The organism is Scytonema sp. PCC 10023 (assembly GCF_963920835.1).
Taxonomy (GTDB): domain Bacteria; phylum Cyanobacteriota; class Cyanobacteriia; order Cyanobacteriales; family Nostocaceae; genus Kalymmatonema.
In genome coordinates, this window is record NZ_CAWUDP010000016.1 from 61,271 (window position 1) to 75,587 (window position 14,317).

General features: G+C 48.6%; 9 protein-coding genes. 2 read left to right on the top strand and 7 right to left on the bottom strand.

What is annotated here, in order from left to right; genetic code table 11:
* Position 1: 1 nt before the first annotated feature.
* The 4 genes from ACM0OZ_RS12165 to ACM0OZ_RS12180 form a co-directional block, all read right to left on the bottom strand.
* On the bottom strand, positions 2–1,813 hold the full coding sequence (locus tag ACM0OZ_RS12165; RefSeq protein WP_414583090.1) for an ABC transporter ATP-binding protein: 1,812 nt from the start codon (positions 1,811–1,813) through the stop codon (positions 2–4).
* Complete coding sequence (locus ACM0OZ_RS12170) at positions 1,810–3,639, bottom strand: ABC transporter ATP-binding protein (RefSeq protein WP_414583091.1); 1,830 nt, start codon at positions 3,637–3,639, stop codon at positions 1,810–1,812. The genes ACM0OZ_RS12165 and ACM0OZ_RS12170 overlap by 4 nt, the downstream gene beginning before the upstream one ends.
* A gap of 62 nt (positions 3,640–3,701) precedes the next feature.
* Positions 3,702–4,313 (bottom strand): hypothetical protein, encoded by a 612-nt coding sequence (locus tag ACM0OZ_RS12175; protein ID WP_414583092.1) that lies wholly within the window; start codon positions 4,311–4,313, stop codon positions 3,702–3,704.
* 6 nt (positions 4,314–4,319) lie between these two features.
* The gene (locus tag ACM0OZ_RS12180) at positions 4,320–6,368 is read right to left on the bottom strand and encodes a glycosyltransferase (protein ID WP_414583093.1); all 2,049 of its coding nucleotides are present in this window, start codon (positions 6,366–6,368) and stop codon (positions 4,320–4,322) included.
* Positions 6,369–6,579: 211 nt separating this feature from the next.
* Between ACM0OZ_RS12180 and ACM0OZ_RS12185 the strand changes: the two genes are divergently transcribed.
* Positions 6,580–7,065, top strand: a complete 486-nt coding sequence (locus ACM0OZ_RS12185) for a hypothetical protein (RefSeq protein WP_414583094.1) — start codon at positions 6,580–6,582, stop codon at positions 7,063–7,065.
* Between the two features lie 85 nt (positions 7,066–7,150).
* Here ACM0OZ_RS12185 and ACM0OZ_RS12190 read toward each other — a convergent pair whose 3' ends face one another.
* From ACM0OZ_RS12190 to ACM0OZ_RS12200, 3 genes are read right to left on the bottom strand one after another with little or no spacing between them, the layout of a single operon-like run.
* A complete protein-coding gene (locus ACM0OZ_RS12190) occupies positions 7,151–7,630 on the bottom strand; it encodes a response regulator (protein WP_414583095.1) in 480 nt (159 codons plus the stop codon).
* Positions 7,630–10,767, bottom strand: a complete 3,138-nt coding sequence (locus tag ACM0OZ_RS12195) for an MHYT domain-containing protein (RefSeq protein ID WP_414583096.1) — start codon at positions 10,765–10,767, stop codon at positions 7,630–7,632. Before ACM0OZ_RS12195 ends, ACM0OZ_RS12190 begins: the two co-directional genes overlap by 1 nt.
* The gene (locus tag ACM0OZ_RS12200) at positions 10,761–13,139 is read right to left on the bottom strand and encodes an NACHT domain-containing protein (protein WP_414583097.1); all 2,379 of its coding nucleotides are present in this window, start codon (positions 13,137–13,139) and stop codon (positions 10,761–10,763) included. Before ACM0OZ_RS12200 ends, ACM0OZ_RS12195 begins: the two co-directional genes overlap by 7 nt.
* Before the next feature lie 619 nt (positions 13,140–13,758).
* Here ACM0OZ_RS12200 and ACM0OZ_RS12205 point away from each other — a divergent pair.
* Positions 13,759–14,052, top strand: a complete 294-nt coding sequence (locus tag ACM0OZ_RS12205) for a hypothetical protein (RefSeq protein ID WP_414583098.1) — start codon at positions 13,759–13,761, stop codon at positions 14,050–14,052.
* Positions 14,053–14,317 lie beyond the last annotated feature (265 nt).

Here is a 14,317-nt window from a genome sequence, read left to right on the forward strand (position 1 = left end):
CTCATCTATTATGTCTCAGTAAAGCTTTGTGTAGATTCGACTGGATTTGGTAGAAGTGATGATAGGAACCACGAGCGTTTAGCAATGCTTCATGGGTGCCGCTCTCCACAATTCGTCCTCCTTCCAACACCACGATCCGGTCTGCTCGTTGTACTGTCGAGAGGCGATGGGCAATAATAAAGGTAGTTCGTCCTGCCATCAGTCGCTCTAATGCCTCCAGCAGCAGAAACTCGGTTTGAGCATCCAGGGCAGAGGTGGGTTCATCCAAAATCAAGACTGGAGCATCCTTGAGCAGGGCACGGGCGATCGCTAACCGTTGCTTCTCTCCCCCTGAAAGCGTAGCTCCTCGCTCACCAATAACCGTGTCATAACCTTGGGGTAATCGTTGAATAAAGGTATCAGCATTGGCAGCTTGGGCAGCGGCGATGATCGCTTGGCGGCTAGCACCAAAGCAACCATAGGCAATGTTCTCGGCAATGGTTAGCGGTAGTAGAAACGGCTCTTGTAGCACCAGGGCAATCTGCTCGCGCAGGCTTTGCAGTTGCACGTCTCGGATATCCACCCCATCGAAGAGGACTCGTCCCTGCCAAGGATCGAAAAAACGGGGAATCAGGGAAACCAGCGTAGTCTTACCGACTCCTGTCTCTCCTACTAGGGCGATCGTTTCCCCTGGCTGTGCTTCCAAGGAAATGTCCTGGAGTACGGGTTTCCCATCCTGGTAGCCAAAGGTCACTTTCTCTAGGCACACGTATCCACTCGCTTTACCAGGTTGTAAAAGCAGAGGTTTTGCATCAGCAATTTCCCGTACCTCCTCCTTAGCATCTAACACCTCTAGCACTCTCGTAGCACTAGCTGCCGCTGCGGCAAAACCAGACGACATATAAGCCAAAGTCTCCATCGGCACATACAAAGAGGCGAGATAAGAAAGGAAGACCAGTAAAGACCCAATTGAAAGTGACCCATTCAAAACCTGGAAGCCACCAATGAGCATGATTACTGCTGTTCCTACTGCAGTTGCCCCGCTCACCCCAACTTTAAATTGCATTTGAGCAAGGATAGCGCGCACATAAGCCTGGAGCGCTTTCCCGGATAGGTAGCGAAAGCGCTCATCTTCGTGTGCTTCGCGACCGAATGCTTGAACAATTGGTAGCGCTGTTAAAGTCTGCTCGCCAAGCGCCATAATCTCGCCTTCAAATTGTTGATGCTGATAGGTTCGCTCAACCATGGGCTTGTTAAAGACCCAAATAAGTAACACAATCAGGGGAGCAACGACCAGCGAGAGCAGTGAAAGGAGGTGATCAAGTTGCCACATGACAATGAACATGACTACCAGATTCACTACGGAAGTGAGCACGGGCAGAAAAACCCCCATCGCCAAATTCCGAATACAGATGCTGTCAGTCATGACTCGCCGGACGAGATCGCCTGCTTGCTGTTGGTTATGAAACTTCAGGGAAAGATGCTGTAGGCGATCAAACAGTACCGCTCCCAAGTCATAACTCATTTGACTGCCAACGCCAGCACCAACATAATCTTGGAGCAGACGAACTCCTTCACTGGCTAGAAATAAAGCGATTGTGGCACCCGCTAAGGGACCGAGTAGCTGAATATCGGCACCACCAGCTAAGGTTTTGAGCCAAACAAGAGTATTTGGCAGGGCTTGATTACCCAGGACGCAATCAACAATCAACTTCAAAGGCCAGGGCTTGAGCACATTCAGCCCTACATTAATTAGCATGAGCACCAGCACAAACGCGAGTCCGCGCCAACGGACTCGGGCGTAACGTGCTAGTCGCAGCCACCACAGTTTCATAACATGACCTCCTGCGGCGGATCGGGAAACTGCAAGGAGTGCAAACGCTTGTAAAGACCAGAACCTGTCAGTAATTCCTGGTGCGTTCCCATCTCCACAACCCTCCCCTGCTCCAGGACTACGATCCGATCCGCCCGGAGAATAGTCGAGAGCCGATGGGCTATGATAAATACTGTCCGCCCCTGCATCAAACGCTCTAAAGCTGCCAGCAGTAAGGTTTCAGTGCGGGCATCCAGAGCAGAAGTGGGTTCGTCGAGAATCAGTACCGGCGCATCCTTAAGCAGCGCCCGCGCGATCGCCAGCCGCTGTTTCTGTCCGCCGGAGAGGATAGCTCCTCTTTCACTCAGAACGGTGTCATACCCCTGAGGCAGCTGCCGGATGAATTCGTCCGCCTTAGCGGCTTTGGCGGCGGCGACAATCTCCTGTTGGCTGGCTCCCGGACGACCGTAAGCAATGTTCTGTGCCACCGAGAGTGGCAGGAGAAACGGCTCCTGTAGCACCAGGGCAATCTGCTCGCGCAGGCTATTGAGTTGCACACCTCGTACGTCCACCCCATCGAATAGGACTCGTCCCTGCCAGGGATCAAAGAAACGAGGAATGAGAGAGACCAACGTACTCTTACCAGCACCTGTCGCACCGACCAGAGCAATCGTTTCTCCCGGTCGCGCTTCCAGGGTAATGTCTTCTAGCACAGGATAGCCAGCTTCGTAACCGAAGGTAACTCCCTCTAGACATATATGTCCCCGCTCAAAAGCTGCACGAAGAGGCAATGGTTTAGCTCCTGGGGCATCCTGCACCCCATCTTTAGCATCCAAAATCTCTAGCACTCTATCCATATTGGCTTCCACGGACTTCAGGCTCCCGTAGATGCCAAACAAGCCCCGAAATGCTCCTTGTATCGATTGTAGATATGCCAGGAAAACCAGCAGGCTACCAACACTCATCGCTCCCGATAACACCTGCTGCCCGCCCACATAGAGGACAACCGCATTACCAACCGTTGTCACAGAACCATTTGCAAGACCATAGGTACTTTTGAGCAGGGTTTCGCGTTGCGAAATCGTAACAGCGCTTCGAGCCAAGTGCTTAAACTGCTGGGTATTGTAACTCTCCCTGCTAAATGCCTGAACCATTGGGATTGCTGTAAGCGTTTGGTGGATAAAACTGGTGAGGCGAGACTGCGCCTCGCGATTCAGCTTTGTCCGGCGCTTGAGCCGGGAACCAAAGACGAGGGCAAAACCAGCCATCATTGGTGCAACCCATAGCGTTATCAGCGTCAGTGAAGAATTCAGGTTCCAGGCGACGATGCTAATAGTGAAGAGCATAAGCAGATGCTGCACAGGTGAAATTAGCACAGCACTGACCAGGGTGTATACACAATAGGAATCTCCTGTCAAGCGGCTCAAAGAATCGCCGACAGTACGCTGGCTATGGAACAGCAGTGAAAGCCGTTGAAGACGATAGAACAGGGCCTGGCTCAGTTCGTAGACCATACCTTGCCCGGCAGCACTCCAGGCCCAGTTCAAGCCCGTGTCAAGGGTCGCGTTCAAAGCATAAAGTCCGAGGCTACCCAAAGCAGCAACAATGACCAGCAGTGGCGGCGTCAGGGATACGTTAAAGTTCCCAAACGAAGAAACTAGGGGGGGAAGGGCTGCCTGAGAGAGGGCATAATCCACCAGGATTTTCATTGGCCAAGGTTGAAGTGTTGCGGTGACTGAGGTGCCAGCCGTGAGACCGAGGATTGCTATTATGGTGCGCCACTGCCGTAGCGGATATTGGAGCAAGCGCCCGTATCGGTGCATCATTGCTTTTAACCCTTGCCTCATTTACAAATTCACCTCTCGTCTGACCATTTGCTCAATCGTATAGAAAAGCACCAAAACAAACGTTATGACTGTATAACTGCATTTAGCAGGACAGACTTGGTACTCTTGGGGTGTATCGGCAGCAAGTGGAGTTTTTTGGCGACCATCTCCAGCACGTGGTAGAGAATACGCCCCAAACCGAAGTTCTCATAGAAAATGACGACGGCGTTGAGTACCCCTACTACAGATGTAACTAAAGCGACTTCTGGCATTCCCAGAAGGATTGCCACAACTGTGTAGACGAAATACGCAACCATAGCCATAGTGGCAAACTGCGACATCCTCAGTCCACACCGTACCCTCAGTAATCTCTTGTTGCCACCGTGATTTTCAGTACACACATTCACCTGAATCTTTGACCAGATCCCCCGGTGAATCTCCAAATCCCAGTCGCTCCACCCATCATCGACAGTGATGAAATAGTTGTAGGGCAGGAGGAAATCCATGACCTCTTGAAGCAGGTTCTCCTTTTCCAGTCCTGTTTCTGTCCAATAGGACAACTCATAAGCGCGTTCGCGTAGCGTGCGCAAAGCGCGTTCGCGCCAACAAATGTGTACTCTCTGAGCTGATCGAGCAAACTTTATCAACCCCGGTTGAGTCAGTATTTGAGTCTTGTTATTAGAAACTGCTTCCATTTTTGTTTACGGGTTATCAAACTTTATCGGCTCTACTTTAGTGAGTTGTTTTATGCGCCAGCGGTAGCGTTCTACACTGCGTACAATAGGACCCAGGTAGATAAGCAGAGCAACAAGCAGGCGTGCCCTTGCTCCCTGAAACCGCTCTTCAATGCCTGCTTGTAAGGCACCAGCTATACACCAGACAAAAGAGGTGAGGAACATTACCGCACCCACCCACGGATAATCACCAGACACAAGCGCAGACACAAATAAAACACCAGCCGCCACATTCCACTCCAGGGTGAGGGGGAGGTAAGAAATGAGGGAGCCAGAAGGCTCATACAGGGTTTGAAACAACCCGCGACCAAACACCCCAGAGTAGATAACTGATCGACCAAAACGAAGAAACGAGGATAAATCTCCGTAGATCCTCCCGGCCCAGCTGGGCTGTCCTAGAAGGTTAAAGCGGTTGGGATGCTTAAAATAAACGAGCGCCTCTGCCTTACCATAGCCTCGCTGCTGCTTAAGATACGCATCTACCGTGTTACGGCGAAAGTGCCATACTATTGCAGCTGGGCTGAAGCCAATTGCGTAGCCTTTGTCTTGCAGCCGCCAGCATATATCAACATCGTCACCCGCAGCACGGTACTGCCGGTCGAAGCCGTCAATTTCCTGTAGAACCTCGCGACGAAAAGCCATGTTGCAGCCAGCAATATGTTCGGCTATCTCATCGCTTAAAAGTACGTGGGTGGGTACACCCGGAGACACAGCAACGCAGGCTGGGACAAGAGAGTCTTCAGGAGGAGATAAGTTTGGACCACCGACTGCAGCCAGACCTGTGGAGAGAAACTTTGCGACCAGATAGGTGAGCCAGTCTGGATCTGCCATACAATCAGAATCGGTAAAGGCAACAATCTCGCCCGTCGCGGCGGCGATGCCGACGTTACGTGCCGCGCTCAGTCCCTTGTTTTCTTGGCTAATCAGGCGTACGTAGTCGTAGCGCTGAGTTATTTCTAGAGTGCCGTCAGTCGAGCCATCATTAACTACAATGACTTCATAGTTAGGGTAGTTGAGTTCTTTGAGAGAAGCTAGGCAACTATCCATAGTCGGCTCAGCGTTGTACGCGCAGACAACCACTGAGACTTTAGGATACTCAGGTAGCACTGGCGGCAGAGGGGCTGTGTAATACTGCTGCACGGTGTCGAACGCAGGCTTTTTGTTACGTTCAGCATCAACCAAGCCAAAAGCCCAATCTTGTATAGCATACCCGCCGGTAAACCACTCGTCGGTCCAAGAAAAGACGATCGTCCCTGCTGCTCCCATGTCAAAACTTGATGACAATTTCTGGGAGAGGATCTGTGCTTGTTCCTGGGTTCCCTCACGGATCGAGTCAACACCAAACTCACTCAGCACGAGAGGTTTATCCCCCGCGAGGTTATGGAGTCGGGAGAGGTAGCGGCGAAAATCTTTTTCTTGATGCAGGTAGACGTTAAAGCATAAAAAATCAGTAAAGTCAATATTTAAATATTCAGTACAGGGGTAATTGGCATAGCTTACCAGAGCCTCTGGCTCTGCATCTTTTGCTACCGCCATTAACTCTTTGACAAAAGCACGAACCCGTTTTTGACCGTGCCAACGCACAATATCCGCAGGAATTTCATTGCCCACTAAATACGCAAAAACACCGGGATGATTCCGGCAGGCTTTAACTCCGGTGGCAATGCAGTTACGGATTTCTGCCTGAACAGCAGAGGAGTCAAGAAAGGCGATATGCTGAGACCAGGGGATGCCGATAAGCATCCTCAAACCGTAAGTTGCAGCTAGATCCAAAAGCCAACTAGGTGGAACGGTATAAATACGTAGACAGTTAGCTCCCAGTTCTGCCATCATAGCAAAGTCTTTCTCCACAACTGGTTTTTCTGGAAAAGGCTGACCGTGTGTGCCGGTGGAGAAGGGACCGTAGCTAACTCCTTTGAGAAAAAACTTCTGATCTCCAAGAAAGAAAAATTTGCCTTTGACTGTAACTTTCCCCGTATTTGCTAGCGTTGTAGGGCTGCGGCTAGAAGATGACATCAGATTTTGCAAAATACCCCCACCATTGACTGCAAATTCGTTAGCTCGTTACGAGCTATCTTTACTCGCAACACACCCACCCGTAATATCCCCCTGGGGTGGAACCAACTGTTTATAAAATAACAGTGTGCAATCAGCGTGTTTGCGATCGCGTCCTAGAAAATGTATGACTTAACGTATAAGTTTGCAGAATTCACAACTCTGAATTGGCTTGTCCAGTGAAACTGGTCTGCCCATAGTAGGATTTAGGGTTTTCCAACCACGAGTTGAAGGAAAGTTTTACATACAGCAAAACGACCAACCCACTGTGGGGGCTAACGATTCCGAAAACGAGGAAAATTCCCCAAACGAAAAGCTGATTGCGGATGATGCTGTACTAGCAGAAGTTGTTGAGCTTGAAGAACTGACTGAGGAGGAGGTGCGCGATCGCCTTTATTTAGAGCGAAAAATAGAAAGGGCGTTTTATGAGTGTGGCAAAGCCTTGAAAGAATTGCGCAATCGCCGTCTTTACCGCTCTACCCACAAGACTTTCGAGGAATACTGTCGCGATCGCTTCCTTTTGACTCACCGTAATGTCAATTACTTAATTGCTGGTTCCTTGGTTGTTGATAATCTCCTCATGGGAACCAATGGTTCCCAAATTCAGATTCAAGAGCAAACACCGAACCATTGGTTCCCAAATCCTACCCACCAGTGAACGTCAAGTCAGACCATTGACAAACTTGGAACCTGAGGAACAGCGTGAAGCATGGCAGATGGCTGTGCAAGCAGCAAATGGTAAATTACTGCAAATTCTTACCCTTATAACGAGCCACTATGCTCGCTAGACGCTCCAATTCGAGATTGGCTGACTCTAACTGTTTATAAAGCCGGGATTGTTCGAGCAGACGACGCACACGATGGCGCAGCACTGCCCAGTGAATCGGTTTTGTGATATAGTCTGTAGCTCCTACTGCAAACGCTTGCTCAACCGAATCTGGATCGTCAAGCACCGTGATCATCAACACAGGCACAGTGCTGTCTGTTAAGGTTCGCAACTGGGTGCAACAGGCAAAGCCGTCTATTCCTGGCATCACAGCATCCAGCAAAATCGCGTCGGGCTTTTGATTTTGATAGGCGGCTAGACACGCTGCGCCATCTTGTGCTTCCAGCACTTGGTAGCCTTCTTGTTCGAGTGCGACACGCAGCAGCATCCGCATGGATTTGTCGTCATCGACAACAAAAATTAAGGGGCAGTTTTTTTGGAGAGGGTGGGTACTCATTATTTTTCAAGCCGCTCACGTTCGATTTGCAAGGCTACCTTAACTGTTTCGTATGCCGCCTCAACTTGCAACACACTCGCCAGTCCCCCTGCAGTGGTACCAGCGCCACCCATGACTTCCAAAGCCTTACAAAGCTCCGAGAGAGCGATCGCACCCAGGTTGGCACTCGCGGATCTTAGCGTGTGAGCCGCCTGTTGCAGCCGGCACGCATCTCCTGTCGCAACAGCGGTACGCATCGCTTGCAGCAGTTGCGGCGCTTCTGTCAGATAATTATTGATGATTTCAGCCAGAACTTCGTTTGCTCGCTCACCCGCCATCTTGCGTAATGATTGCAGCGTCTTCGCGTCAAGAGGAGCACAGGAGAGAAATTTTTCATTCTCAAGAGCTCCCCTGCTCCCTTGCTCCCCTGCTCCCCCTGCTCTAGTTGGCTGACACTGGCTCAAAGCCTGAACAAGTTTTTCTATTTCAATGGGTTTGCTGATGTAGTCATCCATACCTGCTTCCAAACACTGCTCCCTAGCATAGTCGGTGGCATAGGCTGTCATGGCAATAATCCGGGGTCGCTGCTCTTTTGACCATTCTTGGCAGATATGACGAGTGGCTGTCAATCCGTCCATTTTTGGCATTTGTACGTCCATCAACACCACGTCGTAGGGCTCTTGGCGCAGCGATCGCAACACCTCTAGTCCATTGTTGACCGCATCGGCTTGATACCCAAGCTTCTTCAAGATGAGCAGGGCAACCTGCTGGTTCACTTGATTGTCTTCGGCTAACAGAATCCGTAGGGGTAACTGTTCAGCTATTTGAGGTATCACAACTCTTGACTCCACCTTAGGGGTATCCAGTTGCATGGGACTGGATTGGGCAATTAACGTGAAATAAAAGGTGGAGCCTTGACCCAGCGTACTCTCCACCCAGATCCGTCCTCCCATGATTTGGGTTAGCTGTTTACAGATAGCAAGACCCAGCCCCGTGCCTCCATAGCGACGACTGATCGAAGAATCGACTTGGCTGAAGGGCTCGAACAGATGCTCGATCTGCTCTTGGGGAATGCCGATACCTGTGTCCTTGACAGCAAATTGAATTTCATAAGTGTCTAAGGAGTCAGGACTCAGGAGAGAACGCCAGCCTTGCTTGCTTCTCACCTTCAAAGCCGTTACCGAAACAGTCACTTCCCCAACTTCTGTAAATTTTACCGCATTACTCAGTAGATTCACTAAGATTTGGCTGAGTCGGGCAGCATCTGCTACGAGCGTCTTTGGGGTGGAGCGAGCAATCGAGTATGCTAGCTTTAAGCCTTTTTCTGCTGCCTTGGAAGCCACTAGGCTGATGGATTCCTCAACAGATTTTTGTAGATCGAAGGGTTGCTGTTCCAGCTCCAGTTTGCCGCACTCGATTTTCGAGAAGTCCAGAATGTCGTTAATGATGGTGAGTAATGCATCACTGCTGTGGCGAATCGTCTGGATAAAGCCTCGTTGCTCGGGTTTGAGTTCTGTATTCAAAAGCAGATTTGTCAACCCAATGACAGCATTCAGCGGGGTACGAATCTCATGGCTCATGTTGGCTAGGAACTGAGATTTGAGACGCGATGCTTCAAAAGCTGCTTCCCGCGCTTCTACCAATGCTGCCTCTCCTCGCTTGCGCTCGGTGATGTCTTCAAAGCTGCCGAGTATACCTACAACATTTCCTCTCGAATCATGAAGTGGAACCTTGTTAGTGTCTAGCCAAGCTTGTTTGCCATCAGCTAGCAATAGAGGTTCAATAATATGATATTCGGGTGTACTCGTTTCCATGACTCTCTGGTCACACTTGCGAAAGAAGTCCGCCTCCTGTGTCTGGTATGTTAAGTCGTAGTCTGTTTTGCCAACAATATTCTCTGGACTGCCAACACCCACGAATTGTGCAAAGTTACGATTGCAACCCAGGAAGACAGAGTTCCTATCCTTCCAGAAGATGAATTGCGGAATGTTATCCATCACTAACTGCAGCATCTGTTGCGACTCCCGCAGCGCCTCCCCGGTTCGCTTGCGCTCGGTGATGTCGCGGCAAGTGGTAACAATACCAGCCACACTCGGTTCACCTAGTAGATTATTGACTAGCACTTCAAAATCTCGCCACGAACCATCGGCGTGCTGTAAACGAAACTCAGCTGTGATGTTGGTTTTACAATAATCTAGGGCTTTTGTCAAGAGGCTCGTTGCCTTGGGGCGATCGTCAGGATGGACGAGTTCAAAAGCCTTTTTGCCAAGCAAATCCTCGCCTTCGTAACCCAAAATATTTTTGACGGATAGGCTTGTGTAGCAAATAATGCCATCGGCTGTCATAACCGCAATAATATCAGATGCATTTTGCACCAAGGAGCGGAAGCGCTCTTCGCTCTCGCACAGTGCCTCGGCTCTGGCGGTTTCGGCACCCAGGCGCTGATCGAAAAAGCTAGTCAGATCCGTTAGCTTCAGGATGACCAAAGTGGCAATTCCAATCGCAGTCGCCAGTAAAGAGTGGTTCATGCCATGAACGGGCTGTACCACTTGGTCAGTAAGCTCAAAGCTGACCGCCGCCATTGCTGTATAGTGCATCCCGGCAATAGCACCTCCCATAACCATCGCACCGCCAAGCTTCCACACGCTCCCAGATGATGCTGACTGGGAGCGCAGATGGAACGCCAGCTTTAGGGCGATGAGGGATGCACAAATCGCAATCACGACAGAGAGTGCAACCAGGTTTGGATCGTAGCTCGCTTTCGCTTGTAGTTGCATTGCAGCCATGGCGATGTAGTGCATGGCTGCAATCCCAAGTCCCATTAAAACGCCCCCAAAGAGCAACTGCAGCGTCGCCACCTTCTCACGGCTGACGAGCCAGAGCGCTCCTCCAGAGGTAACAATTGCCACCCCCATCGAGACTAAGACAATTGAGAGGTCGTGAGTTATGGGGATCGGCAGCTTATAAGCCAACATCCCGATGAAGTGCGTTGACCAGATGCCAATTCCCAGGGCGATCGCGCCAACCAAGAGCCACAGATTACGCGCTTGCCCAGTGCTCACCTCCACCCGTCCACCCAGCTCCAGTGCTGTGTAAGAGGCAATGAATGCGATCGCCACCGAAAACACAACAAGGGGTACATCATAAGTGGCTACCATAGCTTCACCACATTTCCTGTAGCTAAATATACCCTTGTATCCGATGCATCACCTGATGTTCTCGTGATGGGCAACAACAACGTTTCCGAAATCTGCTCTCGCACAGTGGGAGTGACTTCACAAGCGACCTTGAGGCAATCCACCAGCAATTGGTTGGCAGCGTAGTACTGCTTGAGGACTTCCTTTTGCTGCTCGCTGAACTGCCATTGATGACCTATATTGCGACACCGAAGCATCAGAGACCTCAATGTCTCAACCCAAGTCTGACCGTTAGCGTTCCACCATTTCTTCAACCTTTCTCTGCCTTGATCTGGGGCTGGTAGTTGTTTTTTAAGTTGTTGCAGCGATTGCTCGAACTCACAGTCACAGAAAATATCTATGTCATAAGTCAGAGCAAAACTTAGGGCAAGGACTCGATCCAGAGTCGGCTCAGCTGCCAGGGCAACGCTAAGGGATAGCGTACGGTTCAGAGCCAGATCTACGGTCAAATCAGTGGCAAGATTACCAGCAAGCTTGGGATCGATGGCAAGCGAGAGAGTCAGGTCACGGGTTATGCTCAGATCGCGAGGAAGAACCAGTGTCAGGTAAAAAGCACGAATAGCTGCTGCTTTGTAAGGAGCCTGGACGGAAAGGGACTTCTGGTTGAGCCAAATGAGGAACTGCTGCAATTGCTCATCAGCGCCAACAAGCGCATCAATGTGTTGCTTCATTAACTGCAGCAGGTCAGGGGCATGACCCAACATACCAGCAGTGAGTAAAAAAACTTTGCGCCAACGGGGTTCGGTCACATGGCTGACCAGATCGAGCAATTTTTCTTTTAATATCTCTGGTAACGGACTAGTAACAATGTTTCTAGCCGTTAAATACTCTTGAAACGTCAGATGCGAGAACGAGTAAATCCCCCGCGCCCGCTCCACCAGTAGTCCATGTGCTAAGAGCGATTTCAGCACAGCCTCACTATTGAGTTGCAGTACCTCGGGATCATCAGCTTGGGCAGTGGGTAAGTTACGCAGATAGTCCGCGATGTATTGCCGAACATTGCTTTTTGTAAAAAAGTAACGTTCTTGCTTAAAGGTGATGGCAGCAATTTGACTCAGCAGTTTGAGCTTGTGGGGTAAAGACAAATCACGATAAATACCATCGCGTTTAATGCTCCTGACTTGATCCCAGCGATTGAGCAAAATGTCCAATCCTTGCTTGTAAAGTTCGACTTGTCTAGCTGGAAAGTTTGAGCAAGCTTGAAACACACAACAAACCAGGTTGAGCAAAAGCGGCGACACAGCTAGTTCTCGAATGTGCCAATTTTCCGATAACTGCAACTTTTGCATGAACTGACTAGCCTTGGCTTGTGCTTGTTCGGTGGAATTCCTACCAACTTTGACAAACCACTTTTGGACAAAGGCTTCAATTTGGGAGGAGTCAAAATCGGCAATTTCAATATCGGTGAATCCCTCAAACCGATACTGCTGAGTACCAATCCGACAGGTGATAATAAACTGATTTTTGTAATATTCCTCAGATAACTTGCGAATTTTTTTCACGATTTCGGCGTTATCTTCTTCTGGAATTTCATCCAAGCCATCCAGTAGAATCAACACTCTGCCATGAGCGAGTAATGTTTGGATTTGCTGGTCACAAATGCCGAAGTAAGCAAGCTCTTGAGTGATATAGTTCAATAAACTAAAATCCCCTATTTCTCTGGCATCCTCAGCAAAATTTTTTAATCGTAGAAAAATAGGTATCCGGTCTCTTTGGAACTTGCCTTGATTGCATTGCGTGGCGATATATTGTAAAAATGTGGTTTTACCAGAGCCTGGTTTGCCTAGCACCATCAGTTTGGGATAAGTTACCACTGCCTGCATCGCTGGAACGAGTTCCTGACATTGATCCCAAGGGAAGCGATCGAATTCTTTTGAAAAGCCTTGTAATTCAAAGATATCTAACCATCTTTGACTTGTAATATTATTTTGAATATTGACATCGACATAAATGTCTTCTAGCTCAATCGGTTGAGAAATATCTAACAACCGCATCGTGGCGCACTGGGCTTGAATTTTATCGCTTCTTTGCTTTCGCACCATTTCCACTAAGGCATCGATATCCTGGCAGTTGTCCGAATCGAGCTTTTTTTCCGTTGGTGCGCCTCCTGTCGGTAGCTCAGCAATTTCTTGCCAATCCAAACCAAGTTGAAAGCAGATCTCCATGAAGCTCTGACGCTCAATCGGCTTCCCTGTAAAAAACTTCCAAATTGGCTGGCGAGTTTCCAGCCCTACCTCACTAGCTAGATATTCTTGCGTCCATTCCCTTACTTTAAAAGCCCTTTTTGCTTTCTCGATGCCTAGGGTAGATGCCTTCAACGAACGTCGTGCCATAAACCAAAACTCGAACCTCTAGATATTGTCAACCTAAGGCAGCATTGAATAAATTAAGGACAATAAATTTGTTTTGACTTGCCCGTATTAATTTGTCTGTTGCTTTTTTTTATGCAGCCGCCTGCACCCCGACAAGCATAGCCAGTTCTTACCTACTTTTGTGGTAGTTTAAGTTTTATTAATTACAAATCATAAACGTCATTTCAGTGTATTTCATAACTTTTTGATTAGCTTTTTAAACTGTTTTCTACTTGTTATTTTTCATACATTTTTTTGAGTTCAAGTCTAATTCCTGTCAAACTCCTTGCTTTATAGGGTTTTTTTATTTTGGTGTTGGAGTGCCTATTGCTATCCTCAATTTGAAAGCAATCGTCCGGGCAACTGTCGGCTTGAAATCTTGCAAATTCTCAACTTTGTTTTTATTTGTTTTATTAATATGGAAATTAAACTACTAATGTTTACATAATCTTCTGCCTTTAGACAGAGTTAATCTTAACTTATCCGGCGATGCTAAGTACAAAGAAAACTTTTGTAAAGCACTGAAGAAACTTCCATCCTCCTGTTTGTTATTTTGATAATTTTCATCATATACATATTTACAAATAAATGATTTTTTGATATGTTTATTAATAAATTTTTCCAGGGAAAAATTGCTAACAATAATCAATATCATCCAGCACGATTCCTCATCTTCAGCGCCAGTCAAGTGGACACGCGAAGTAGTAGCGTGGCTTTTGGCGAGTATCAAGCCAACCTAAAGCTGGGCAGATCGACTATTGCCGAAGGCAGTCAGGGTGACTCTGCTTTTGCATACGGGCAATGCCTCCACAAAACTGTTAGAGTCAGCCAATCTCGAGTTGGAGCGTCTAGCCTGCCTTGTATCGATCGTTACGAGCAAATGAATTGGCAGTAAGTGTGAGCATTTTTCCACCCAAAGCGAGGCATAAACAGACCCAAACTATACAACTTATACGTTAAATCATACATTTTCCAGAACGCGATCGCAAACAGGTTAGTTGCACACTGTTATTTCATAGACGATTGCGCTGATACCACAGTATGGGCACAATCGGCTGCAGCAAGCGGCGGTTTGTGCGAGTGTGGCTCGTTACTTTGGAAATGGTTTTGTAGTCATTAAGTCTGGGAGGTATTTTACAGAACCTGAGTTTATTTAGTAA